This is a genomic window from Alteromonas australica (genome assembly GCF_000730385.1).
Taxonomy (GTDB): Bacteria; Pseudomonadota; Gammaproteobacteria; order Enterobacterales; family Alteromonadaceae; genus Alteromonas; species Alteromonas australica.
This window is the reverse complement of record NZ_CP008849.1, coordinates 1,739,995-1,763,323: the sequence shown is the minus strand read 5'-3', so window position 1 is coordinate 1,763,323 and position 23,329 is coordinate 1,739,995. Positions and strand designations below refer to the sequence as shown.

The following is a 23,329-nucleotide window of genomic DNA, read 5'->3' as shown; positions in this document are numbered from 1 at the left end:
ACGCCTTACTACAGCAACAAATTAAAACAAAATAAAACAGCGATTTTGCTAATAGCTTCACAAAGTAACCTCAAATGAAACGCCAATGTTATTTCTATCGTAACCTAGGGTATCTCGGTTACTCGATAACTCTGAATACTCGTAGAAGAACGAAACACTCAACCATCTTCTTGCCTGATATGAAGCTGACATTGTATAGATGGTAAAATCATCCTCACGTTCAGTGATGGTATCGTCATTTAAAATATAGGTGTTGTCTATAGTGGTAACGCCCACATTAGTTGATAAGTAATCGTACCAATCGTGATTCCACGAAACACCGTAGTCTCTACTTCTAATTAAATCGCCTTCGCCGTTTGTTTCTCTTGTATCTGCACTGGTTGACAAGGTAATTGTGGTGTACTCAATTGGTTGCCAGTCTACCCCTACTTCCCAATCGGTGCCGTAAAAGTTATCTCGTTCCGTAGTTTCAAAGTCTTTTTCCTGATAACCCACCTTCGCGAAGCCCGTTGTAGCAGCGGTACTCTCCCACGTGGCACCTAGTAGAACCCTTGTAACATCACTGTTTCTGATAGTATCGGACTCAGGTTGATAATCGTATCGAACAAACGACTTTGCAACATCGACAACAATATTTGTAGATGGTGAAATACTGTAACTAAATTCTGCACCAAGTTTATTGATAAACCGATCTCGAATTAAGTAGGCCTCTTCTTCCTTGTCGTAGTCAAGAGTGTTACGAGATGCGGAAAATGTTAGCAGCCCTGCGGATGTTACACTGCCATAGATATAATCGGCATTAATAACTGTACTTTTGTAAGTATCAGGTGACGTAATATCTTCCCCACTGCCGATAGACAGTCCTGTACCTCTATCCTCGTGGCCATCTTCGTATAGCGCACTTACATCAATAGCGTGTCGACTATTTAACTCAAATTCACCATTGGCTGACAAAAAATGATCTGTGTAATCATCGTCGGTACTTGTGAGGTACTCGCCTCGCTCAATTCTATAACCCAAATTTATGGGGTTACTATTCACTTGCGTACCTAAGACTATTCTAGGAGAAAATGTAGCTTTCCAACTGTTAATGTTTTCATCATCATCAGTTGTACGCGTAATGTTATCTATATAGCTAAGAGAAGAGTCAAACGTAGGAATGATATCAAAACTACCGGCTTGAATACGTCCTGCGTCCTGTGCTTGGGTGGCTGCGGTGGCAAAAATTGCCATCATGGCAGCTAACTTATTAATCCTTACAATCATATTTGCTCCTAATAATTAATATCGGCTTTAATGAACTAAAACCGTGCAATATTAACTACCATTGCACCATTAAGCGTTTCAACGTGGTTAAAATAAAGGTTTTTTCGAGAAAACGGAAGCCAACATAGCTATGCTAAATACATGCCACTGTCTACTACTCTAATTATGAAACATTGCAACTTTATTGCAAGGTTCTTCGTATACTGCACAGAGCATGAATACCGTTACGATAGTGTCACATATTGTTGATAAGCTTGGAATACTAAAAATAAAAATACTTTCAACAAAAACCGATTGTGGAATCAGTTTTGCTTATACTTTAGTGTACCCACAGCCATAATTATGAAAGTTTATTACCTTTTTTGCGATAAATACGATCACATTTAGCCCCAATAGCTAAATAACCACGTTAGCGACACTATTCAGATTCACAAAAGGGAGCAGTCTACATTGAATCAGGAGCACCATGTTCAGCGTAGTAAGAACGGAGCCATTATTGTAAAAAGCCAAAATGGGTTTTCTACGCTATATCGCCTTGTTGATATTTCTATTATCACGTTCTTGTTTTTAGTGGTTACAGGCTTTTCTCACACGTCGGTTACTACGGAAAATCTTTTACTTGTATGTACTTACATTATTATGTTCCAGCTTTCCGCCGAAGGTATGGAGCTTTACCGTTCGTGGCGCGGATTTAGAACCCCAGAATTATTAAGGGCAGCAGCAATCACCTGGCTGTTAAGCTTATTAGGTACTTTTGCCTTGGGTTTTCTTTTTTCGCCGAAGGTCAATTTAGCGCCGGTGCTTATTTTAGGTTGGTTAGCGTTATGTTTTTTCTCGCTACTTATTTGGCGTTTTGTTATGCGGAAGTTTTTGTTTCGTTTAAGAAAGCGGGGGCTTAACTCTAGACGTTCTATTGTTATAGGTGCTACTCAGCTTGGCTATAATGTCGCACATCAGATACAGGAAAACAGTCATTTAGGTATTACCTTTAACGGCCTGTTTGATGACAGGAGCGAAGATAGACTCGCGCATGAATTCAAAAATCAAGTTTTAGGCACAATTGAAGATGCCATAGAGATGGCAAAGCGGAACGAAGTTGATTATCTCTATATTGCCTTGCCAATGAGTGCTGAGAGCAGAATACGGCACATTCTAGATAAATGCAGTGACACTACTGCCAATGTTTATATTATCCCTAACTTCTTTATGTACAACTTGTTAAATGCGCGCTGGCAATCTGTAGGCTCTGTTCAGGCACTCAGTGTTTACGACACACCCTTTCAGGGTGCTAGTAACGTATTGAAACGTACCGAAGATATTATTTTGAGTTCTTTTTTCCTTACTATGCTGGCTTTGCCCATGCTAGGTATTGCTGCCGCAGTAAAATTAACCTCTAAAGGGCCTGTTATTTTTAAGCAAAAGCGCTACGGGTTAGACGGTAAGCAAATCACGGTATACAAGTTTAGGTCTATGACCACGCAAGATAATGGGCCGGTCGTTAAGCAAGCCACAAAAAATGATAGCCGCTTAACCAAAATTGGGGGTTTCTTGCGCCGTTCTTCCTTAGACGAGCTTCCCCAGTTCATTAATGTACTGCAAGGGCGTATGTCTATTGTAGGCCCCCGCCCTCACGCGGTTGCACATAATGAAGAATACAGAAAGCTCATTACCGGCTATATGCTTCGCCACAAAGTGAAACCTGGCATTACCGGCTGGGCACAAGTCAATGGTTTACGGGGCGAAACAGAAACCGTCAATAAGATGGTTCAGCGTGTAGAGTACGATTTAGATTACATTCACCGCTGGTCAGTGTGGTTCGACATTAAGATTATCTTTATGACGGTGTTCGGTGGCTTGGCTAATAAGAACGCTTACTAGAATATGTGATTACTTAATGCTGGCATAAGTACCTTCTGTTTATGTCAGCATTAAAGATAAAACACACAGAAACGAAAAAAGGCGAGCATCCTGCTCGCCTTTTTCCGAAAGAACTTAAACTTAATTAGTTAATAATTAAGCTAATGCGCCTTTAGCCGCTTCGACTAATGCGCTGAAAGCTGCTTTGTCATGTACTGCGATGTCGGCAAGGATCTTACGATCGATTTCAACAGACGCTTTCTTCAAACCGTTGATGAAACGGCTGTATGACATACCATTTTGACGTGCCGCAGCGTTGATACGTGCAATCCAAAGTTGACGGAATTGACGTTTACGTTGACGACGGTCACGGTAAGCATATTGACCAGCTTTAGTTACGGCTTGTACCGCTACGCGATAAACACGTGAACGAGCACCGTAATAACCTTTTGCCTGCTTGAGGACTTTTTTGTGACGAGCACGTGCGATAGTGCCGCGTTTTACTCTAGCCATTTATCAGTCTCCTAAGTCTTAAACGTAAGGCAGCATGCGCTGAACTAATTTAGTATCAGAGTCATGAACCAATTTTTTGCCACGTAGGTGACGTTTACGCTTAGTGCTCTTCTTAGTCAGAATGTGACGTAAGTGAGACTGTTTGCTTTTAAAGCGGCCAGAACCCGTTTTCTTGAAACGTTTGGCGGCACCGCTTACAGTTTTCATTTTAGGCATTGCTAAAACTCCGCATTGTTAAGTATCGACATATTTTGCGTGCAGTCGCGTTAATGTCGGTTAATGTTTAGCAGCAAGGTGTTTCAGGTTGCAGATTCCTGAAAACTTTAGACCGTTACTACTTCTTATTTGGGGCTAGCACCATGATCATCTGACGGCCTTCCACACGACGTGGGAAAGACTCGCAGGTAGCGATATCTTCTAAATCGCCTTTAACGCGATTAAGGAGATCGATACCGATGTCTTGGTGCGCCATTTCACGTCCGCGGAAACGGATTGTGACTTTGGCTTTATCACCACCTTCAAGAAAGCGACGCAGGTTGCGCAGTTTGACCTGGTAATCGCCTTCATCAGTGCCAGGGCGAAATTTAATCTCCTTGACCTGAATTTGCTTCTGTTTTTTCTTCTGCTCTTTTTGAGCTTTACTTTTTTCGAAGAGGAATTTGCCATAGTCCATAACTTTACAGACTGGCGGCTCGGCATTCGGACTGATTTCTACTAGATCTAGGCTCGCTTCTTCAGCGGTACGCGTTGCTTCTGCAAGCGAAACCACACCAACCTGTTCACCGTCTTTGCCAATTAATCTTACTTCTCTGGCTTTAATCTCATCGTTTATGCGGGCTTTGTCGCCCTGAGCCTTGTTGTTAGCGCCTTTAATGTGCTATTCCTCCAAACATTTAATTCTTCTGTCTGCTTCTGGGTGGTTCGTATGAACCTGAAACTAAAAACCAAAAGCAGACACCATCTGTGCATTATACACAAAAATTGCTCAACTACTTAATGGTCTTTTCCATTACTTCTTGTTGAGCCATGGCAATAAAGTCTTCTAAGCGCATTTTGCCTAGGTCGTCGCCGCGACGAGAGCGTACTGCTACTTCGCCCGCTTCCATTTCTTTATCGCCTACCACCAGCATGTACGGAACACGCTTTAAGGTGTGCTCGCGGATTTTAAAGCCAATCTTCTCATTTCTCAAGTCAGACTTTGCTCTAAATCCACTTTCTTGCAGTTTTTTTACGCAATTAGCGGCGTAATCTGCTTGTTTGTCAGTAATATTCATTACCATCACCTGCTGCGGTGCTAACCACAGAGGGTAAAAACCAGCAAATTCTTCGGTTAAAATACCAATGAAACGCTCAAGCGACCCTAAGATTGCTCGGTGAATCATAACCGGTACTTTGCGCTCGCCATCTTCTGCTACATAGGTAGAACCTAAACGACCCGGCATTGAGAAATCAAGCTGAACCGTACCGCACTGCCATGCACGATCTAAACAGTCGTGTAACGTAAACTCAATTTTAGGGCCGTAAAATGCGCCTTCGCCTGGCTGATAATCAAATTCGATATCGTTGGCTTTAAGGGCATCGGCTAACGCGGCTTCTGATTTATCCCAAATTTCATCTGCACCTACACGCTTTTCAGGGCGCGTAGACAGCTTCACTTTGATATTTTCAAAACCAAAAGCGGCGTAAGTTTCGTACACCATCTTAATACAGCCGCTCACTTCTTCTAGGATCTGTTCTTCTGTACAGAAAATGTGAGCATCGTCTTGTGTAAAGCCGCGAACGCGCATTAAACCGTGCAGCGCACCTGAAGGTTCGTTACGGTGACAACAGCCAAATTCAGCCATACGAAGGGGTAAATCGCGGTACGATTTTAAGCCTTGATTGAAAATTTGCACGTGACCCGGGCAGTTCATGGGCTTAACCGCATATTCACGCTTTTCAGATTCTGTGGTGAACATGTTTTCTGCGTATTTGTCCCAGTGGCCTGACTTTTCCCAAAGTGAACGGTCCATCATTAATGGGCCTTTCACTTCGTCGTAACCATATTCGCGCAGCTTTTTACGTACAAAGCTTTCAAGCTCGGTGTAAATAGACCAGCCGTCGTTATGCCAGAACACCATACCCGGCGCTTCTTCCTGCCAATGGAACAGGTTTAACGCCTTACCAATTTTTCGGTGATCACGTTTTTCAGCTTCTTCTAGACGCTGAAGGTAAGACTTAAGCTGCTTTTTATCAGCCCAAGCGGTACCGTAAATACGTTGCAACATTTTATTGTCGCTATCACCGCGCCAGTATGCGCCCGCCACTTTCATTAATTTGAAGTGGTGGCAGAATTTCATATTAGGCACGTGAGGGCCACGACACATATCTGTGTATTCTTCGTGATGATAAAGTGCTGGGCGGTCGTCCTGACTGATGTTTTCATCTAGGATTTCCATTTTGTAGCTTTCGCCGCGCGCTTCAAACGCATCGCGAGCTTCTTGCCAGCTTACTTTGTTTTTCACCACTTGATAGTTGGTTTTGGCCAGTTCAAGCATACGCTTTTCTAGCTTGGCTAAATCTTCCTGGGTGAGGCTCTCTTCCATATCAACGTCATAGTAAAAACCATTGTCGATAACAGGGCCTATCGCCATTTTGGTATTTGGCCAAAGTTGCTTAATGGCGTGCCCCAATAAGTGGGCACAGCTGTGACGAAGTATTTCTAAGCCTTCGTCATCTTTAGCAGTAATGATTTGAAGCTGCGCATCGCTATCAATCATATCAACGGCATCGACAAGCTCGCCGTTAACTTTTCCTGCAATGGTTGCTTTGGCTAAACCAGGGCCAATATCGTTTGCAACGTCTAGTACAGAAACAGAATTATCGAAAGCGCGTTGGCTTCCATCAGGAAGGGTAATTACTGGCATTTGAATTCCTTTACAGTGGTGACGCCTACTCTGCGCCACTTGCGTATTTTAAATAAAATGCGTGCGTTATGCGCACGTCAACGGTTTTAGCTAGCCGTTCTAGTGCGGCTACGCATACAAAAAGCTGTTGCGGATTATAACGGCTCATAGGTCAACTGCAATGGGCAAAACAGGAATTTCGAAAAGGAGGCTGTCACTATTGGCGAATTTTGGGGTTTTCTATCATTTTCATCCATACTTATCAGTGAATTAACCCTTTGGGGCAGCTATACGTATGTGGCATTTTATTAGCGAACATATCTCTCAGGCTACTGGGCAGTTATTTATTTGTGAGCATGCGCGTGTGGCGCAAGGGGGAGACAGCCACGCTTGCTATATTATTCATGACCACCAGCATCGCTTTTTCGTTAAAACCCGCCCATATGATGACACCCAGCAGCTTAGCCATGAAGCTGAAGGGCTTACCGAATTAGGTGGTACTCAATGTGTACTTACGCCCTCGGTTATCTGCCATGGCGTAACACAGGACGAATCGCCTGAAATGGAATATCTCGTATTAAGTTATGTGAAATTTATCACGCCTTCCCAAGACGCTTATCAACGACTTGGTGAACAGTTAGCCAACCTGCATTTATACAATGGATACTCGAGCTATGGCTGGCCCCACGACAATTACATTGGGCTTAGCATACAGCGCAACGGAAGAAAGAGTGATTGGGCCGCGTTTTTTGCTGAATGCCGTATCGGCAGTATGTTAGAGCGCTTAGCAGAGCAAGGGCATTACATCGTTAATATCGATAATTTTGTTGATGACACCAAGCAGTATTTTTCTCATCACCAACCTCACCCTTCACTGCTGCACGGCGACTTATGGCACGGTAACGTGGGGTTTTGTCATAGAGGCCCTGTGGTTTTCGACCCTGCTATTTATGTAGGCGACAGCGAGTCAGATTTAGCCATGGCCGAGTTATTTGGCGGTTTCCCCGTCGACTTCTTTCACGCCTACGCAGAGGTAAAACCCATTAGTCATCATTATGCTGAAAGAAAACTTTTTTATCAGCTGTACCATATTCTTAATCACGGGTTATTATTTGGCGGGCATTATTTAGCCCAAGCTAAAGATATCATTAACACGATTCGCTCGTAGTACGTACTGAATAATTCTAACGTGAATGAAGCATTGCTATTGATTGGAGTTTTCTTTTTATGCCCCGTAACGCCTCCTCTCCTGTTGCCTTAGTGACAGGCGCTGCCAAACGATTAGGCTTAGCCATGGCCACCCACTTACATCAACAAGGCTACAATATTATTGTTCACTTCGGCGGCTCGAAAGAAGATGCGCTTACCCAGGTGGCTACGTTTAATGCCCTGCGCAGTAACAGTGCAGTGGCCTTGGAGGCAAACCTTTGCGACATACAGCAAGTAGAAGCACTGGCTGAGCAAAGTTTAGCAAAATGGGGGCGTATTGATGTGTTAATTAATAATGCATCTAGTTTTTACCCTACCCCACTTGGAAACATTGGTGTGCAAGATTGGACCTCGTTAGTGGGTAGCAATGTGCAAGGGCCGCTATTTTTATCTCAAGCGCTACATGCAGCGTTGAAAGCTCAGTGTGGCTGCATTGTTAATATGGTTGACATGCATATTGACCGCCCGTTACCCCACCATAGCGTATACAGTTTAGCAAAGGGCGCGTTAGCCACGTTAACTAAGTCACTCGCCTTAGACATGGCGCCTGACGTTCGTGTGAATGCGATTGCGCCTGGGGCAATATTACTTCCCGAACGCGCATTAACGGAGCAAGAAAAACAACAGATGTTGGCAAGCATCCCATTGGGGGAGCTAGGTCGCAGTGAAGACATTGCACAAACAATGGCGTTTTTAGTGAATTCACCCTACATAACAGGTCAAATTGTGTACGTGGATGGGGGCAGAAGCTTGCATACCGGTGCGAGTGCTTAATTGTGGCTTATAACAGGTGGCAGGCCGCAATGATAAGCACTCACGTTCATCGCAAACTTAAGGGTGTGCCTATAGTGGGGAGTTCATGGGTTCCTGCAACAATAGTGAGTTTACTGCTTTGCGCAGTATTAGGTTGTGCGGGGCAATCTCAGCTTGAGTCGGCGGTAAATGAATATCGAGCTCGCTTAAATCGGGTGTTAGGTATTTCTATTCCGGCTGCTAAATGGGATGATTCGCTTACGTCTGCCCTTGCCTATCCTACTGCCTCTGCACTTAACGTGAACATAGTTCCTATGAACATCAACCTTAGAGACTTTTACGCCATTCAAGATTGTGAATTAGGCCGAATTGTCGCCGAGCGTAACACGGCATTAGGAAAAACTCAGCTGCCATCGCAGCGTTTTATCTATGAACAAAAATTGCTGACGGTATTGGCCAAATGTGCCGCAATAAGCGCCGAGGGTAATCAAAAGCTGTCGACACAAATTGAACGCTGGCTAGAGCAAAAGCAGGCTCAGTGGCCAAAAGTTTGGGCACAGCTTATTCAAAATAGTACTGAAATGAAGCAAGGCCTTAGCTTGGCTAGCGCCCCTTTAAATACCCGTGATGGAAACGAGGGTGTTAGCGCGGTTAATGCACTGTTTTACCTTGATCATTTACGCCAAACTCAGCATGCCACCATCCCATTAAACAGCACGGAGCTTGAAGCTCAACTTCAAATGATTGGTTCGGTACGTCTACCGGCAAAAATATGGCTAACCCAACGTATATTAGCCACCGAGTTACACCAGCTAACAGAGCAACTAAAGCAACCCCTTGCGACTGTCAGTTGCCCTAACGGTAACGCCAGCGACAAGGCTAAAATATTACGAAATGTCTTTTATCTGTTCTTTATTGAAGAGATTCAGCCCATTGGCAGTAAGGTAAATCAATTTCACTATCAGCTTAATCCACTATGGCAAAGTTGGAGCCAATCAAGGGCGCTTTCACCTGCGTTTAAAGCCTTTATTGAAGGTAACGCAGAGCACGGATTTCAACAATATCAACAGTCAATGAAGGCGCATGTCACTATGTGGCAAACCTTTCTTTCTCGTTGCAACCTTGCGCCTGTGGCTGGTTGACGTTGCCGAACAGCCTAGAACCGGGCCCTACACCGCTTTCTAACGGCGAGTTAATGCCTAGAAAGCCGCTAGGATAGAATATTGTCGCCGCTTTCTGGGTCGCGAGCGCGCTGGGCCTGTTCACGTATTTCGTGGGCTTCGCTAGATACATCATCATGAGAGATATCCTGTGCTTTCTCGCCCTTATTTAAGGTAGCGTTAGAGGTGTCTATTTCGTTGGCTTTATCAGTTGGCGAAGGTGCTTTTGCCGAAGGTGTATTTTCATGCTCTTGGGTGTTGTCATGTTCACCTTCAGAAGTCCCATTGTGTATGACTAAGCCTTCAGGGAAAATTCGCTCTCTTGCATCGTCAGGCATGCTAATACCTTCTTGTGTGTAAAGGGCAACTAATTCGCGCATTAACACCGAGGACATTTTCAATACACTGGTATCCTCTACGTTTACCCAGAAATAGACTTTCAAATTGTAGGTGGACGCACCAAGGTTATCGATAAGTATCTGTGGTTCAGGGTCGTCGAGTACATTAGGATGCGCGTTGACTGTGTTAAGCGCCAATGATTGGGCATGTTTTATGTCAGCATTGTACCCAACACCTAATACAAAGTGCCCGCGCATTAAGGGGTTAGCCGTCAGGTTTTTAATCACTCCTTTGTAAATAGTGGCGTTTGGAATTTGAATGTGGTTTCCATCAAAATCCACCAATGTGGTGGCCCTTGCTGTCACCTTTTGAATAATGCCGGTGAATTCATTTATTTGAACAATATCGCCAATTTTAAAAGGCCGCTGTACCGTGAGTAGCAGGCTAGAAATAAAGTTTTCCGCAATATCACGAAAGGCAAAGCCTAAAATTAGCCCCACTACCCCCGTACCACTTATCACCGCGACGGCAAAACCGGTTAACCCCGCGAGAAACAGAAACAGGTACACACCTAAAAGCATGATCACTAAACTGATACTTCGCTGTACCACCGACTTTATTAAGGGGGTTAACGAGGAAGATGCCGCGGGCTTTAACAATAAGCGAGAAACAGGCCCCGCAGCTAAAATAAACAGCACCATAATAAGCAGACCAAGAGCCAGACCTGGTAAGCGGTAGAGAAACCCTTGCCATAGCTCAACCATTAACGATTGAGCTTCTCCTAGCGGCACTGGGGCGTTGATATCTTGCTGCATCAGCAACACTTGTGGTGTTTCGAATACGGGTAGCTGGAATACGCCGTGTAACTGATTATTCATACCCACGTTTATGTGCCTCCATGTCCATAAATTTGCCCGCTAATGCTAAGCAATGAATACGCAAAATAAACTTGCGCCTGTTAGGTAGATATCACCAAATACGAGCCTAAACCTACCGTAAATAAAAAACTACCCCAAATGGCGTGTTCAATAACCACAACCGGTGTGGAGTTTGTTTGCATGTATCGGTACCCAAAAATGGCGCCACCTACCCATGAAATCACCACGGCAACCCAATTGCCGTACACGAGATGAGCCAACCCAAACACAAACGTACTTAGCCCCCATCTTGCATAGCGCGACGGCAAAATACGCTTGTAACGGTGAAAAAAGAAGGTACGAAAAATAATTTCCTGCGGGATCACCGAGACCACAGGATAGATAAGTAAGGTAACTACCCACATCCACGGTTGGTTAATTGGCCAGTGTAAAAATAACTCTGGTTTAACGAGGTATACCACAAGGGCAAGTAAACTTGCCCAGGGAATAAAAAGCTTCAACGTACTTTTTATATGCGTTTTGTAGTCGTCCCAATGCCATAATCGTACGCGGTGAAACTGCTTGTCGGCTAACAGGGCGGCTAAGCAGCACACCCCAATAATGCAAAGAATCGGCATTAACCAGTCAGCGAAATGTTTTATCCAGTAGAGTACTGCAAAAGGAAGCGCTACAAAAAGCAGGATCAATTCAGCCCACAACTTTGCCACAACACACTCCAAATCATTACCATCTAATGACACTTTTGTGAAAGTGCATATGAAAGTGTAGTGCCAAATTGCGGTGATTGACGATATTATTGAATTAGTCTTTAGAGTAATTCCGTAAGTTATTGGTGTGTATTAGCTTTTCAGAAACACTAAATTATGAGTACACTAGAGGCTAAATGAATGGCTTTGCGCTTGGCAAACGCATTGTGGTTACAATGTGTAGGCCTAACAGACTGCGGGCAATTTTTACTGCCTGACAAATCGCCCTTAAAACGAATAGCAAAGGCAATGGATAACGATGCCAAGTAATAACTATGCCAAATAACAATACTGCGAATGTTTTAAACCAAATAGAAAAATATTACGCTTTGCTATCGCCCGCCGGCAAACGAATTGCGCAGTATTTGCAGCAAACGCCACTGGCGGTAATTTCTCAATCTACCGCCCAAATTGCGGAAAAAACACAAACTTCAAAAGCCACGGTCAGCCGTTTCTTTCGGCAACTGGGGTTCGACTCTCATCAACAAGCAAAAGACACCTTATTATCGCTGCGAGAGCAAGGTGTACCAGTGAATACCCACACTTCCTTTAGTCACCATCAGGAACATGAATTTAGTAATTTAACGCAAACCTTTGCCGGCATTCATGAAGATACCTTGCTTGATATTGCCGAACGCTTAGCAAAAGCAAAGCAAATTACCCTGATTGGTTTTCGTAATGCCTACCCCTTAGCGCTACACTTTCGACAACAACTAAAGCAAATTCGAACGTCAGTTAGGCTACTTCCACAACCTGGGCAAACATTAGGGGAAGACATTGTGGATCTCGGCGACGATGATGTTGTCATTCTATTCGGCTTTCGTCGTCGTACTCGACAATTTAAGTATGTACTCAGTGCCATTAAGCACGCTCAAGTCATTTTGATTACCGATCCCACTGGGCAAATTTATCGTAACCAAGTTAGCAAGCTTGTTGTTTGTCATTTAGGTAACGACGCACCGTTTGACAGTTACGCTGCGCCCATGAGTTTATTGTCTGCTATTTGCAATCGTACCTACTCTCTTTTAGGTGATGCGGCAACAGAACGCGTTAACTCAATTACGGAAACGTATACGTCTTTAGACGAACTTGAACGTAAATAGTTGTAAAGAGGCTTGAAAATCCATTAAATTGATTAAACTTTAAGCGATAACAGCCGATAGTAAGTACGAGGCATTCGCTTTTACTAATAATACGTGTTGCCCAGTGCCGGATTTCTAACTAGTCGCGCTGCCAAAGCAACCTTACTACGTTGTTGGAGTTTACATGGACAAGCCCCACCTTGTGCTTGAAGAAGCAAGTCGAGTACTTAGTTTCTGGTTTGATGACCTGAGTTCGGAGCAATGGTTTACGCAGGATTCTGCGTTAGACCGAACAATCTCATCACATTTTTACTCGTTACACCGGTCTGCGGCCTTAGGTGAACTGTGGCCATGGAGAGCCACACCAACAGGCAGATTAGCGGAAATTCTCGTATTGGATCAATTCTCTCGCAATATGTTTCGCCATACCGCACAAGCCTTTGCCTATGATGGAATTGCACTTGTACTGGCGCAAGAAGCGGTGAGCGTAGAAGCCGACAAAACCCTTACACCACAACAAAGCGCCTTTTTATATATGCCCTTTATGCACAGCGAGTCTTTAGCCATTCACGATATTGCGCAGCAGCTATTCTCTGCCCCAGGCTTAGAAACTCAGTTGGATTTTCAGCAACGCCACGTTGCTGTACTTCAGCAATTTGGTCGTTACCCACATAGAAACCAAGTGCTGGGGCGTAAATCCACCCCAGAGGAATTAGCGTTTCTTGAACAAAACCCTCAAGGTTTTTAGCTTACCCATTTGTTTCACCCTAACTCTCTGACCAAGCGAGTGAAAATGTAAGGATGAAACACCCGCACCAGAAAAAGAAACGAACGTTTCACTTGACAAATATTAGAAACGATTGTTTCATGGTGATATTGAAAATTTAACCAAATAGTCTGCTGTGTCTTCTCCATTTATTAGTATCTCAAGCGAATACGCTGTCGCCCGCGAGGCTTTTAATAGTGCCCGTGGTGAAAGCGCCACAAGCCAACCCTTAACTGGGCTTAGACTTGCAGTAAAGGACTTGTTCCACATGGCGGGCTTACCCACTGCGGCTGGCAACCCAGACTGGTTAGCCACACACCCGCTGCCTAAGAAGACAAATAGCACGGTAGACACCTTACTCGATGCGGGCGCGCAATTTGTCGGGAAAACCATTACCGATGAGTTGGCCTACAGCCTACATGGGCAAAACAAGCACTATCCCACATTGCTAAACCCCGCTGCACCAGCGCATATTCCAGGCGGTTCTTCGTCGGGTTCAGCGGTAGCAGTGACTGAAAACTTGGCCGATATTGGCCTAGGCACAGATACCGGTGGGTCTATTCGCGTTCCCGCCAGCTACCAAGGTTTGTGGGGCTTACGCACCACCCATGGTGCTATTTCCTGTGACAACATGGTGCCATTAGCGCCTGCTTTCGATACCGTAGGTTGGATGACAAGAGACCTAAGTACACTTGAAGCGGTAGCTCAGGTTTGTTTAAATCAAGAGCACCAGCGTCCCGGTGCCACTGAGGTTAAACTGGGTGTGGCTGAAGGGTTGTTTAAGCAGGTAGCCCACAAACATTTATGTCGCGATTGGTTAGATCAGCTTCCCAAACACACCACGCTAAGCCAAGTAACACTCAGCGCGCTCCCCAGTTCAGCCCTTGATTTAGAGGCACTGGCCACCGCAAATACGTTTCGTATTTTACAAGGTGCTGAAATTTGGCAGCAGCACGGCAACTGGATAGACGCCCACCATCCCGACATTGCAAACGATATTATGTTGCGCCTCAACTGGTGTAAAACTATCACCTCTAGTGATATTCAAAGCGCCAAGGCCCAACAACAGGTAATAATTAATCATCTTGATTCGCTATTTGCAGAGATAGACATATTAGTTATTCCTACCACCCCCGGCGTTGCACCACGTTGCGACGCCGACGATGACACACTGGCAAAAGATAGAAACACCCTACTCGGCTTTACCGCACTGGCAGGCTTAGCAGGGTTACCACAACTACATTTGCCCTTATTTACCCTACACAATGCCCCCTGTGGTTTATCACTGGTGGGCAAAAAAGGCAGTGATCTTGCTTTAATTAGTATGGCAAAAAAACTAGCGAATACCTGAGTTGCGCCTTTAAACAAATAAAACAAGACGTAACACAATAAAGAAAATATCGCTGTAATAAGCTTGCATCAACGCCTTGACAACAAGTGGAAAGAACAATGACTGAAAAACCGAATATTGCATTTACAGCTCCTCACTTTGCTGCCTCACAAGTGGGCTTAAATATACTTGAAAAAGGCGGCACGGCGATTGAAGCCATGGTGGCCGCGGCAGCATCCATTGCTGTTGAATACCCCCATATGAATGGGTTAGGCGGCGATGGTTTTTGGTTGATAAGCGAACCTGGAAAGGCACCGATAGGCATTGATGCATCGGGCATTGCTGCGAAAGGCGCTACACCTGAATTTTATGCAGGGCTAGACGCTATCCCTAGCCGTGGTGGAAAAGCCGCGCTGACCATGGCGGGTGCCGTCGCGGGGTGGAACGAGGCACTAAAAATAAGCCACGAATGGCAAGACGGCCTTAAGCTTAGTACCTTACTAGACACAGCAATTAGCCAAGCCAATTGGGGTATTGAGGTAACACAAAGCTTAACCGATGCCAGCAATAAAACCTTCGATGACCTCGCCGGCGATGAAAACTTCGCGCAATTTTTAATTAAGGGCAAAGCGCTTAAGAAAGGCAAAATTCTTAAACTAACTGCCCTGTCGAAAACCTTATCTCACTTGGCAGAAAAAGGGCTAGACGACTTTTACAAAGGCGAGTTAGCGGAAAAGTTAGCAGCAGATTTAGCGGCGGCGGGATCACCTATTCGCCTTGAAGATTTTCATGAATACGAAGCCAAACGTGTTACGCCGCTGTCAGTAGATACCAGCAAGGGTAAGATCTTCAACTTGCCTGCGCCAACCCAAGGGGTGGCATCGCTCATTATTTTGGCGTTATACGACAAAGTACAACACCTTGGAAGCAGTGATGCAGATATGGTGCATTTGCTCATTGAATGCACCAAACAAGCGTTTATCGCCAGAAATGCCAACGTGACTGACCCATCACGTACTCCCGTCGACCTGCAAAGTTTATTAAGTGACGACGTGCTCGATGACATGGCGAAAAACATTTCGCTAGACACCGCGCAGCCGTGGCCCCATGTTGCCAAACCTGGCGATACTATTTGGATGGGATGCTGTGATAGCGAAGGCAGAATGGTGAGCTACATCCAATCTCTTTATTGGGAATTCGGCTCTGGCGTGGTTAGCCCTCAAACGGGGATTGTTTGGAATAACCGGGGCACCTCGTTTTCCCTTGACCCTGCCAGCAATCAGTATCTTGCACCAGGCTTAAAGCCTTTCCACACCTTAAACCCAGCGTTTGCTGAATTAAGTGATGGACGACGCATGAGCTACGGTACTATGGGGGGCGAAGGTCAACCACAAACCCAAGCCGCGGTATTTGCTCGCCATGTGTATCACAAGCAACCTATTGCGAAAGCTATCTGGCTAGGTCGTTGGCTGTTGGGCAGAACATGGGGTGACGAAAGTCATAACCTAAAAGCCGAAAGAGATTTAGTGGAATACGTAGGCGAGAGTTTAGTCGCTCGCGGCCACGACATGGTTACCGTTGACCCATGCAATGAACTTATGGGGCATGCAGGTGCTATTATCCGTGAGACCTCAGGTGAAGTCAGTGGTGCCAGCGACCCTCGTAGTGACGGTAAAGCCTATTTAGGTCACCGCTAAGCCCTTAATCAACTCAATAAGAGACCTTTTTACATGCAGTTTATACTCGATAATTTAACGGTCATTTTATCGTTAATTGGCACCGGCGTTTTCGCTGGTCTACTGGCAGGAATGCTAGGTGTAGGTGGCGGTATTGTTATTGTCCCCGTGTTGTTTTTCCTGTTTCAGGCACTTGGCGTGTCGCCGGAAAGTGCCATGGTCATTGCCACTGCCACGTCTTTAGCCACCATTGTACCTACATCGGTTAGCTCTATTCGTGCACACCATAGCAAAGGCAATGTGGATTTTGCCCTATTAAAGGCATGGGCGCCCTTTATTTTAGTCGGCGTGTTAGCGGGCAGTTATTTGGTCACCGTGCTTAATGCCACCTATCTCACACTGCTGTTCGGCGTAATAGCGACACTCTCTGCCATCAATATGCTGTTAGGTAAAAAAGACGCCATATTTTCGTCTTTGCCGGGCCGAATTGGCCAGTGGATAATGGCAGCTTGCATTGGCTTGTTTAGTTCAATGGTGGGTATAGGTGGAGGCACACTAACAGTGCCAACGCTAACCTTTTGCAACTACCCAGCCCATCGCGCGGTGGGTACTGCAGCAGCAGTAGGGCTTATTATCTCTCTCCCTGCCGCCATAACCCTGTTATTCGCTGGAACAACCCCTATTGATGCACCTTTTGCTACCTATGGTTACGTTAACCTTCTTGGCTTTATTTGTATTGTTCCCCTCACCGTGTTTTTTGCCCCTATTGGTGCAACTATCGCGAGTAAATTAGATGCAGCCATGCTTAAGAAAGTATTTGCTGTAGTTCTTATCATCACTGGCTTGCGTATGCTAGCGCAAGTTTTCCTATAGGAGCGTATTCATGTCAGTTCTTTCTCCCCTTACACCGCCGCCACGTTTATTAATGGGCCCAGGCCCAATAAACTGTTATCCGCGAGTGTTATCGGCCATGGCCACCCAATTAGTAGGTCAATACGATCCGGTCATGACAGGTTATATGAATGAAGTCATGGCCTTGTACCGTGATGTGTTTAACACAAAAAACCAACAGACTTTCCTGGTTGATGGTACCTCAAGAGCCGGTATCGAAGCGGTGTTAGTGTCTGCCATTGAGCCCGGCGATAAAGTGCTAGTGCCCATTTTTGGCCGCTTTGGACACCTACTTGCAGAAATTGCAGAGCGTGCCGATGCCGACGTTCACACCATTGAAGTGCCATGGGGTGAAGTCTTCACTGCCGCTGACATTGAAAAAGCCATTCAAGAAGTTCAGCCGAAAATGCTTGCCATTGTACAAGGTGATACGTCCACCACTATGCTTCAGCCACTAGAAGAGATTGGTTCTATATGTGAAGCCCACGATGTTCTATTTTATTGTGATGCAACCGCTTCGGTGGGTGGCAACCCATTAAAGGTTGATGAATGGAAACTGGACGCCGTTTCAGTGGGGCTTCAAAAATGTTTAGGCGGCCCTTCGGGCAGCGCGCCAATTACCTTAAGCGATAAGTTTGTGAAAACCGTTCGCACCCGTCATCACGTTGAAGCCGGTATTCGCGACGCCCATCACGAAAGTGCTCGCGGCCCTAAAATTCGTTCTAACTATTTCGACTTACCTATGATCATGGATTATTGGGGAGAAGAACGCTTAAACCACCACACTGAAGCCGCCAGCATGCTTTATTGTGCAAGAGAGTGCGCACGGGTTCACCTTGAAGAAGGCCAAGAAAACGTCATAGCCCGTCACAAAGTGGCTGGCGATGCCATGTTAGCTGGTGTGCAAGCAATGGGATTGGCTCCCTTTGGTGACTTAAAGCATAAAATGTATAACGTGGTAGGTGTGTATATTCCTGACGACGTAGATGGTGAAGCCGTACGCGAAGCTTTGCTTTTACGCTTTAACATTGAAATTGGCACCAGTTTTGGGCCACTTAAAGGCAAAATCTGGCGCATAGGCACCATGGGTTATAACGCTCGAGAAGATGCCGTTCTTCACACACTCCAATCGCTAGAAACCGTGTTACGCATGCAAGGTATGACGTTGCCACAGGGTGCAGGTGTAGATGCGGCATTAGCCGTGTTTACGGAGGCGGCAAATGACTGAATTTGCCGATGCTGCTGCCCAGGTAATGGCGCGATGCGAAACCTTGGGAACACTAAGCCAAGATCCTTCTTGCCTTGATAGACGCTATCTCACAGAGCAGCATAAATTAGCCAACCAGCTTACCTCTGGGTGGATGATTGAAGCAGGTATGACAACCTGGCAAGACGCCGCGGGCAATATTTGGGGGCGCTATTCATCGGCGGTTCCTAACGCACCGCGAATGATATTAGGTAGCCACCTAGACACCGTTCCCAATGGTGGGAAATACGATGGCATGTTAGGGGTTGTCGCCGCCATTACGCTCGTCGCCTTGTTTAATGGCGAACAAAAGAAGTTTCCTTACCACATCGATATTGTTGGTTTTTGCGATGAAGAAGGTACCCGGTTTGGTACCACCTTGCTGGGAAGTCGTGCACTTACCGGCAAATGGCAGGATGAGTGGCGTCGCTTAAAAGATGAAAACGGTGTGTCTTTAGAACAAGCCATGGCCGAATTTGGTCTTAACTTTGATGAAGTGCCTAGTGCCGCTATTCCAGCCACTGACGTATTGGCTTACTTAGAACTACACATCGAGCAAGGCCCCGTTCTTGAACAAGAGAACTTGCCCATTGGCGTGGTAAGCGCTATTGCCGGTGCAAAGCGTTTTAATATTAATGTTCAAGGTATGGCAGGGCACGCCGGCACTGTGCCTATGTCGATGCGCCATGACGCGCTTTGCGCAAGCGCTGAGATGCTGTTGGCGGTAGAGTCAATCAGCCAGCAGCGAGCGGGCGTGGTAGCCACTGTAGGTAAAATTGAAAATGCCCCAAATGGGGTGAATGTTATTTCGGGCAAAACTGTATTTTCATTAGATATTCGCAGCGAAGACGACAATTTGCGCGATGCCGTTTTGGCAGAAATATTGCAGAAATTTGAACACATTGCAGCACTTCGCAATGTAAAACTCGAAATAGAACAAACCCATAGCGCGCCAGCGGTATTGTGCGATGAAGCACTGAAGGCGGCTTTAGTTAAAGGTGTTGAAGCAAGCAATATTCCCGCAAAAATATTGGCTTCTGGTGCAGGTCACGATGCCATGGCCATGGCAGAACTATGCCCAGTTGCAATGCTCTTTACTCGCTGTAAAGGCGGTATAAGCCACCATCCTGCTGAGTCTATTACTCATCAAGACGTGGAAGCGAGCCTAAGCGCGTTACATCACACTATTGGTGCATTGCATTCAAATATAAGTGCACTGGGTTAAGCATAACAGGTATTTAAAGCATGAAAATTAAAAGGATATATAACGACGAGCATGGAAAAAGCCATTTTGGCGAGGTGGAGATCCCGCTTGCCGATGGTGGTCCCATAGGGCTGTTGTCTGAAAAGTATGGCGCTGGAAAAATCATTTTCCGTGAAACGCCCGCTGACTACGACTTTAAATGGCACCCTGCCCCGGCTCGTCAGCTATTGTTTATCATAAAAGGTCGTGCAGAATTTACCGTGTCAGACGGTGAAAGGCATGTATTCGGTGCTGGCGATGTTTTACTGTTGGAAGACACCGAAGGCGAAGGCCACTGCTCAAAAGCCATGTATAACGAAGTAAGACACTCCATTTTTGTTACCCTTGCGCCAGACGTCACCTTCTAATGTTTTTGTTCGCGGTAAACGGATGCGCGCCAAAATAGCGCACGCACCCGTTACTGCACCATAAAGGTGCGCCTTAATTATTCAAAGGTTCCTTCTCTTTTCCAGAGTTATATAATACCTCTTTAAATTCAACAAATTACAAATTTTTAACACCCCTAACCAAATGGTCAGCATCTTGCAAGTTAGCTGTTTTCACCGCTATGAGCTTGTATGTTGTTTACCCGTTTCTTTCTGTTTTGCGCTGCTTCTTTCTTCTTTAGTTTCCACTTGTTCGCCAACACGCTATCTCACCCGGTGTCGATGGATAGCTGGTTTAGCGAATTTAAGCGCAACGCTTCACCCTCAGAGCTATATCAGTTTGTGCATTCTCTTCCTAAGGGGGGCGATTTGCATCATCATTTATCGGGCTCAGGTTACGGCCAATGGTGGTACGACATTGCGTCGTCAGCGGAAAAAAATGGCGGTTACACCTACTACACTCGGGTAAGCGATAACGGCTGTACGGCCTTTGGGGATAATGCATTCGACTTTGAAACCCCGCACTTTCTTTTTCATACCATCGCCCAGCCTACATGGCAGGGGTTAACGCAATGCCAACAAAAAGAATATGTTGCGCTGGCGAAATTGGACCACAACCAACGCCTTGGCTTTATAAATAGTATTCAATTAGATAAACCCCATGAAGGCAGAGACGAGTTTTTCGAGCGCCATTGGCAACGGTTAAACGAACTAACCGCCAACCCTGTGCTTATGGCGAAAATATTGCTGTTAAACATGCAAGCCTACCAAAAAGAACATTTATATTACCTGGAAACACAGGTGAATATACGCAACAAAATGTACCCAGATGGCTCCCTATATACCCCCGAGGATGCGCTGGCCGTGTTTACCGACATGCTTAACAGTGCAGAAGCCAAAGCTACGGGAGTAACCGTTAGGTTTCAATATGCCCTAGTACGGTTTACCCCGAATACCGATGAACAATTAAAATGGATATATGCGTTTGTAGACCAACATCGTGATTGGTATGTGGGTATTAATCTGGTCGGGAGAGAAGATGATCCCAAAGGCCACCCAACGCGATTCAAAAAGGTGTTACGTCAATTACGGGCCCAATACCCTAAAATAAACCTCGCCTTTCATGCCGGGGAATCTGAATCACCTAACGAAAATATTAAAGACACACTTTTGCTTGGCGTAGACAGGATTGGCCACGGCATTAATTTACTGAGTGATGATGATACCTACCTGTTAATGAGAAATAACCGCTACTTAATAGAAACCAACCTTATTTCTAACTTGAAATTAGAATACATTGAACGTTTTAGTAAACATCCCTTTCCACAGTATTTGCGAACCGGCGTGCCCACTGCACTTTCTACCGATGATAAAGGCATGTGGAATTCTTCTTTAACCGACGAGTATTACGTTGCGGTTACCCAATTTAATTTAAGTTGGACAGAACTAAGGCAGTTAAGTGAAAACAGCTTGGCCTACAGCTTTCTTCAGCCAAATGACAAGGCACAACACTTGCAGAAGCTCTCTGACGCACTCGATATATTTGAGCGCAACAGCGTCATGCAGCGGGGCACTAAAACAAAGCCCCGCTACAGCCCCTTTATTTGCCAATTTGAACCTGTGCTTTGTACTGAAAGGAATAGTCAATAATGTCTTCAAAAAGTCATGATTTACTCTATAGCTTGCATGACAAGCCTGGGACGTTGGCCAGTTTCACTGCGGCCTATCAGCATATGCTAGCAAGTTTTGTGGGCATTATTACACCCACCCTGATTATTGGTGCCACCCTTTCACTGCAAGAATATGTTCCCTACTTAATCAGTATGGCCTTATTTGTTAGCGGCGTGGGCACAGCCATTCAAACCAAGCGAGTTGGCCCTTTTGGCAGTGGGCTTGTGGCCATACAAGGCACCAGTTTTGCGTTTATTAGCGCGCTACTACTTGCGGGTGCAAAAGTGAAAAGCGACGGTGGCACAGCCGAAGACATCTTGGCTATGTTGTTCGGTTTAACCATTGCTGGCGCCTTCGTTGAAATATTGTTTAGCCTTTTTATTACGCGCCTAAAACGTATTATTACACCGTTAACCACGGGCATTGTGATCACCTCCATTGGTTTGTCGTTAATCAATGTGGGTATGACTGATTTAGCCGGTGGTTTTAACGCTGAAAGCTTTGGTAGCCTATCGAATTTAGGTATTGGCGTGGCTGTATTACTGGTTATTGTCTTTTTAAATGCGTCGGCCAACCATTGGTTACGTTTGTCGGCCATTTTTATTGGCATGATTATAGGCACCTCATACGTTGCACTAACCCAAGGCATGGACTTTTCTCACCTTGCTACACTGCCCGCCATTGCCGTACCCACGCCCTTTGCCTTTGGCATAGATTTCGATATAAACCTCTTTTTACCTATTGCGCTTATTTACCTGTTTACTGCCATTGAAACGGCGGGCGATCTCACTGCCAATAGCTTGTTTTGCAAAGAGCCGGTGAGCGGGCCACTTTACCTTTCCCGCATTCGTGGCGGTATTCTAGGCGATGGTTTTAACTCAATTTTAGCGGGGGTGTTTAACACCTTCCCTAATACAACCTTTGGGCAAAATAACGGCGTAATTCAACTCACCGGTATTGCCAGTCGAAAAGTCGGGTTTTACGTGGCGGGTATGTTTATCTTTATAAGTTTCTTCCCTGTGGTAGGCGGCATCCTTAAAGCAATTCCAAAGCCAGTATTGGGTGGCGCAACCCTGGTGATGTTTGCCATGGTGGCTGTAGGCGGCCTAAAATTGCTGGCAAGCTACGCACTCGATAGGCGTAGCAGTTTAATTACTGCCTGTGCTTTGGGCATGGCCATTGGGGTAATGATGGTGCCCGAAGCATTAGACCAACTTCCTTTGTGGTTGAAAAACGTGCTCTTATCACCGGTCACCTCAGCAGGCTTAACGGCAGTCATCCTTGACCTTACCCTGCCCGGGGCTAAAAAAACCACTTGTACTGAAGATAGCCCGAGTGCTACGCCACAGACTAAGGAAGAATCTGATAACGCCCTGCCATGCTTTAAGCAGGAAAAAGAAGCTTAACTGTAATTGGCCTGCTTATTAACCCG

The 23,329-nt window shown here is 45.5% G+C and carries 21 protein-coding genes; 14 read left to right on the top strand and 7 right to left on the bottom strand.

Going from position 1 to position 23,329, the window contains the following annotated elements; genetic code table 11:
• Positions 1–57 precede the first annotated feature (57 nt).
• The gene (locus EP13_RS07850; protein WP_044056811.1) at positions 58–1,266 is read right to left on the bottom strand and encodes an outer membrane beta-barrel protein; all 1,209 of its coding nucleotides are present in this window, start codon (positions 1,264–1,266) and stop codon (positions 58–60) included.
• Between the two features lie 450 nt (positions 1,267–1,716).
• Here EP13_RS07850 and EP13_RS07845 point away from each other — a divergent pair, with 450 nt between their 5' ends.
• Entirely contained in the window at positions 1,717–3,144 is a 1,428-nt protein-coding gene (locus EP13_RS07845; RefSeq protein ID WP_231401139.1) for an undecaprenyl-phosphate glucose phosphotransferase, read from the top strand.
• A gap of 135 nt (positions 3,145–3,279) precedes the next feature.
• Here the strand turns inward: EP13_RS07845 and rplT are convergent, their stop codons facing one another.
• The 4 genes from rplT to thrS all read right to left on the bottom strand — a co-directional run bounded on the left by rplT (position 3,280) and on the right by thrS (position 6,542).
• The gene (gene rplT / locus EP13_RS07840) at positions 3,280–3,636 is read right to left on the bottom strand and encodes a 50S ribosomal protein L20 (RefSeq protein WP_012518092.1); all 357 of its coding nucleotides are present in this window, start codon (positions 3,634–3,636) and stop codon (positions 3,280–3,282) included.
• An 18-nt stretch (positions 3,637–3,654) separates the two neighbouring features.
• Complete coding sequence (gene rpmI / locus EP13_RS07835; protein ID WP_044056810.1) at positions 3,655–3,852, bottom strand: 50S ribosomal protein L35; 198 nt, start codon at positions 3,850–3,852, stop codon at positions 3,655–3,657.
• A 118-nt stretch (positions 3,853–3,970) separates the two neighbouring features.
• On the bottom strand, positions 3,971–4,510 hold the full coding sequence (gene infC, locus EP13_RS07830; protein WP_081869472.1) for a translation initiation factor IF-3: 540 nt from the start codon (positions 4,508–4,510) through the stop codon (positions 3,971–3,973).
• 115 nt (positions 4,511–4,625) lie between these two features.
• Positions 4,626–6,542, bottom strand: coding sequence for a threonine--tRNA ligase (thrS, locus tag EP13_RS07825; RefSeq protein WP_044056808.1), 1,917 nt, complete (start codon positions 6,540–6,542; stop codon positions 4,626–4,628).
• Positions 6,543–6,816: 274 nt separating this feature from the next.
• On the opposite strand from thrS, the gene EP13_RS07820 reads away from it, so the two are divergent.
• From EP13_RS07820 to EP13_RS07810, 3 genes are read left to right on the top strand one after another with little or no spacing between them, the layout of a single operon-like run.
• Complete coding sequence (locus EP13_RS07820; RefSeq protein WP_044056807.1) at positions 6,817–7,689, top strand: fructosamine kinase family protein; 873 nt, start codon at positions 6,817–6,819, stop codon at positions 7,687–7,689.
• Positions 7,690–7,748: 59 nt separating this feature from the next.
• On the top strand, positions 7,749–8,504 hold the full coding sequence (locus EP13_RS07815; RefSeq protein ID WP_044056806.1) for a pteridine reductase: 756 nt from the start codon (positions 7,749–7,751) through the stop codon (positions 8,502–8,504).
• 29 nt (positions 8,505–8,533) lie between these two features.
• Positions 8,534–9,625: a DUF3080 family protein gene (locus EP13_RS07810; RefSeq protein ID WP_052364324.1), complete on the top strand. Its 1,092-nt coding sequence runs from the start codon at positions 8,534–8,536 to the stop codon at positions 9,623–9,625.
• A gap of 68 nt (positions 9,626–9,693) precedes the next feature.
• On the opposite strand, the gene EP13_RS07805 is transcribed toward EP13_RS07810, so the two are convergent.
• A complete protein-coding gene (locus EP13_RS07805) occupies positions 9,694–10,797 on the bottom strand; it encodes a mechanosensitive ion channel family protein (protein ID WP_052364520.1) in 1,104 nt (367 codons plus the stop codon).
• 143 nt (positions 10,798–10,940) lie between these two features.
• Positions 10,941–11,567, bottom strand: a complete 627-nt coding sequence (locus EP13_RS07800) for a CPBP family intramembrane glutamic endopeptidase (protein WP_044056805.1) — start codon at positions 11,565–11,567, stop codon at positions 10,941–10,943.
• 314 nt (positions 11,568–11,881) lie between these two features.
• Between EP13_RS07800 and EP13_RS07795 the strand changes: the two genes are divergently transcribed.
• From EP13_RS07795 to EP13_RS07750, 10 genes are all read left to right on the top strand, one after another.
• Complete coding sequence (locus EP13_RS07795; protein WP_044056804.1) at positions 11,882–12,709, top strand: MurR/RpiR family transcriptional regulator; 828 nt, start codon at positions 11,882–11,884, stop codon at positions 12,707–12,709.
• Positions 12,710–12,872: 163 nt separating this feature from the next.
• Complete coding sequence (locus EP13_RS07790) at positions 12,873–13,436, top strand: DUF924 family protein (protein WP_044056803.1); 564 nt, start codon at positions 12,873–12,875, stop codon at positions 13,434–13,436.
• 154 nt (positions 13,437–13,590) lie between these two features.
• On the top strand, positions 13,591–14,805 hold the full coding sequence (locus EP13_RS07785) for an amidase (RefSeq protein ID WP_044056802.1): 1,215 nt from the start codon (positions 13,591–13,593) through the stop codon (positions 14,803–14,805).
• Positions 14,806–14,903: 98 nt separating this feature from the next.
• The gene (locus EP13_RS07780) at positions 14,904–16,481 is read left to right on the top strand and encodes a gamma-glutamyltransferase family protein (protein WP_044056801.1); all 1,578 of its coding nucleotides are present in this window, start codon (positions 14,904–14,906) and stop codon (positions 16,479–16,481) included.
• A 33-nt stretch (positions 16,482–16,514) separates the two neighbouring features.
• Positions 16,515–17,333 (top strand): sulfite exporter TauE/SafE family protein, encoded by an 819-nt coding sequence (locus tag EP13_RS07775; RefSeq protein WP_044056800.1) that lies wholly within the window; start codon positions 16,515–16,517, stop codon positions 17,331–17,333.
• A 10-nt stretch (positions 17,334–17,343) separates the two neighbouring features.
• Positions 17,344–18,579 carry a pyridoxal-phosphate-dependent aminotransferase family protein gene (locus EP13_RS07770; RefSeq protein WP_044056799.1) on the top strand — a complete coding sequence of 412 codons (1,236 nt, stop codon included), beginning with the start codon at positions 17,344–17,346 and terminating at the stop codon, positions 18,577–18,579.
• Positions 18,572–19,822, top strand: coding sequence for an allantoate amidohydrolase (locus tag EP13_RS07765; protein ID WP_044056798.1), 1,251 nt, complete (start codon positions 18,572–18,574; stop codon positions 19,820–19,822). Before EP13_RS07770 ends, EP13_RS07765 begins: the two co-directional genes overlap by 8 nt.
• A gap of 20 nt (positions 19,823–19,842) precedes the next feature.
• Positions 19,843–20,208, top strand: a complete 366-nt coding sequence (locus EP13_RS07760) for an AraC family ligand binding domain-containing protein (RefSeq protein WP_044056797.1) — start codon at positions 19,843–19,845, stop codon at positions 20,206–20,208.
• Positions 20,209–20,418: 210 nt separating this feature from the next.
• Positions 20,419–21,876: an adenosine deaminase family protein gene (locus tag EP13_RS07755; RefSeq protein WP_052364323.1), complete on the top strand. Its 1,458-nt coding sequence runs from the start codon at positions 20,419–20,421 to the stop codon at positions 21,874–21,876.
• Entirely contained in the window at positions 21,876–23,303 is a 1,428-nt protein-coding gene (locus tag EP13_RS07750; RefSeq protein ID WP_081869471.1) for a uracil-xanthine permease family protein, read from the top strand. The genes EP13_RS07755 and EP13_RS07750 overlap by 1 nt, the downstream gene beginning before the upstream one ends.
• Positions 23,304–23,329 lie beyond the last annotated feature (26 nt).

Coding starts and splice junctions, on each gene's coding strand:
- EP13_RS07850 (WP_044056811.1), bottom strand. CDS start 1,266: ATGATTGTAAGGATTAATAAGTTAGCTGCCATGATGGCAATTTTTGCC.
- rplT (WP_012518092.1), bottom strand. CDS start 3,636: ATGGCTAGAGTAAAACGCGGCACTATCGCACGTGCTCGTCACAAAAAA.
- rpmI (WP_044056810.1), bottom strand. CDS start 3,852: ATGCCTAAAATGAAAACTGTAAGCGGTGCCGCCAAACGTTTCAAGAAA.
- thrS (WP_044056808.1), bottom strand. CDS start 6,542: ATGCCAGTAATTACCCTTCCTGATGGAAGCCAACGCGCTTTCGATAAT.
- EP13_RS07820 (WP_044056807.1), top strand. CDS start 6,817: ATGTGGCATTTTATTAGCGAACATATCTCTCAGGCTACTGGGCAGTTA.
- EP13_RS07815 (WP_044056806.1), top strand. CDS start 7,749: ATGCCCCGTAACGCCTCCTCTCCTGTTGCCTTAGTGACAGGCGCTGCC.
- EP13_RS07810 (WP_052364324.1), top strand. CDS start 8,534: ATGATAAGCACTCACGTTCATCGCAAACTTAAGGGTGTGCCTATAGTG.
- EP13_RS07805 (WP_052364520.1), bottom strand. CDS start 10,797: ATGCAGCAAGATATCAACGCCCCAGTGCCGCTAGGAGAAGCTCAATCG.
- EP13_RS07795 (WP_044056804.1), top strand. CDS start 11,882: ATGCCAAATAACAATACTGCGAATGTTTTAAACCAAATAGAAAAATAT.
- EP13_RS07790 (WP_044056803.1), top strand. CDS start 12,873: ATGGACAAGCCCCACCTTGTGCTTGAAGAAGCAAGTCGAGTACTTAGT.
- EP13_RS07780 (WP_044056801.1), top strand. CDS start 14,904: ATGACTGAAAAACCGAATATTGCATTTACAGCTCCTCACTTTGCTGCC.
- EP13_RS07775 (WP_044056800.1), top strand. CDS start 16,515: ATGCAGTTTATACTCGATAATTTAACGGTCATTTTATCGTTAATTGGC.
- EP13_RS07770 (WP_044056799.1), top strand. CDS start 17,344: ATGTCAGTTCTTTCTCCCCTTACACCGCCGCCACGTTTATTAATGGGC.
- EP13_RS07765 (WP_044056798.1), top strand. CDS start 18,572: ATGACTGAATTTGCCGATGCTGCTGCCCAGGTAATGGCGCGATGCGAA.
- EP13_RS07760 (WP_044056797.1), top strand. CDS start 19,843: ATGAAAATTAAAAGGATATATAACGACGAGCATGGAAAAAGCCATTTT.
- EP13_RS07755 (WP_052364323.1), top strand. CDS start 20,419: ATGTTGTTTACCCGTTTCTTTCTGTTTTGCGCTGCTTCTTTCTTCTTT.
- EP13_RS07750 (WP_081869471.1), top strand. CDS start 21,876: ATGTCTTCAAAAAGTCATGATTTACTCTATAGCTTGCATGACAAGCCT.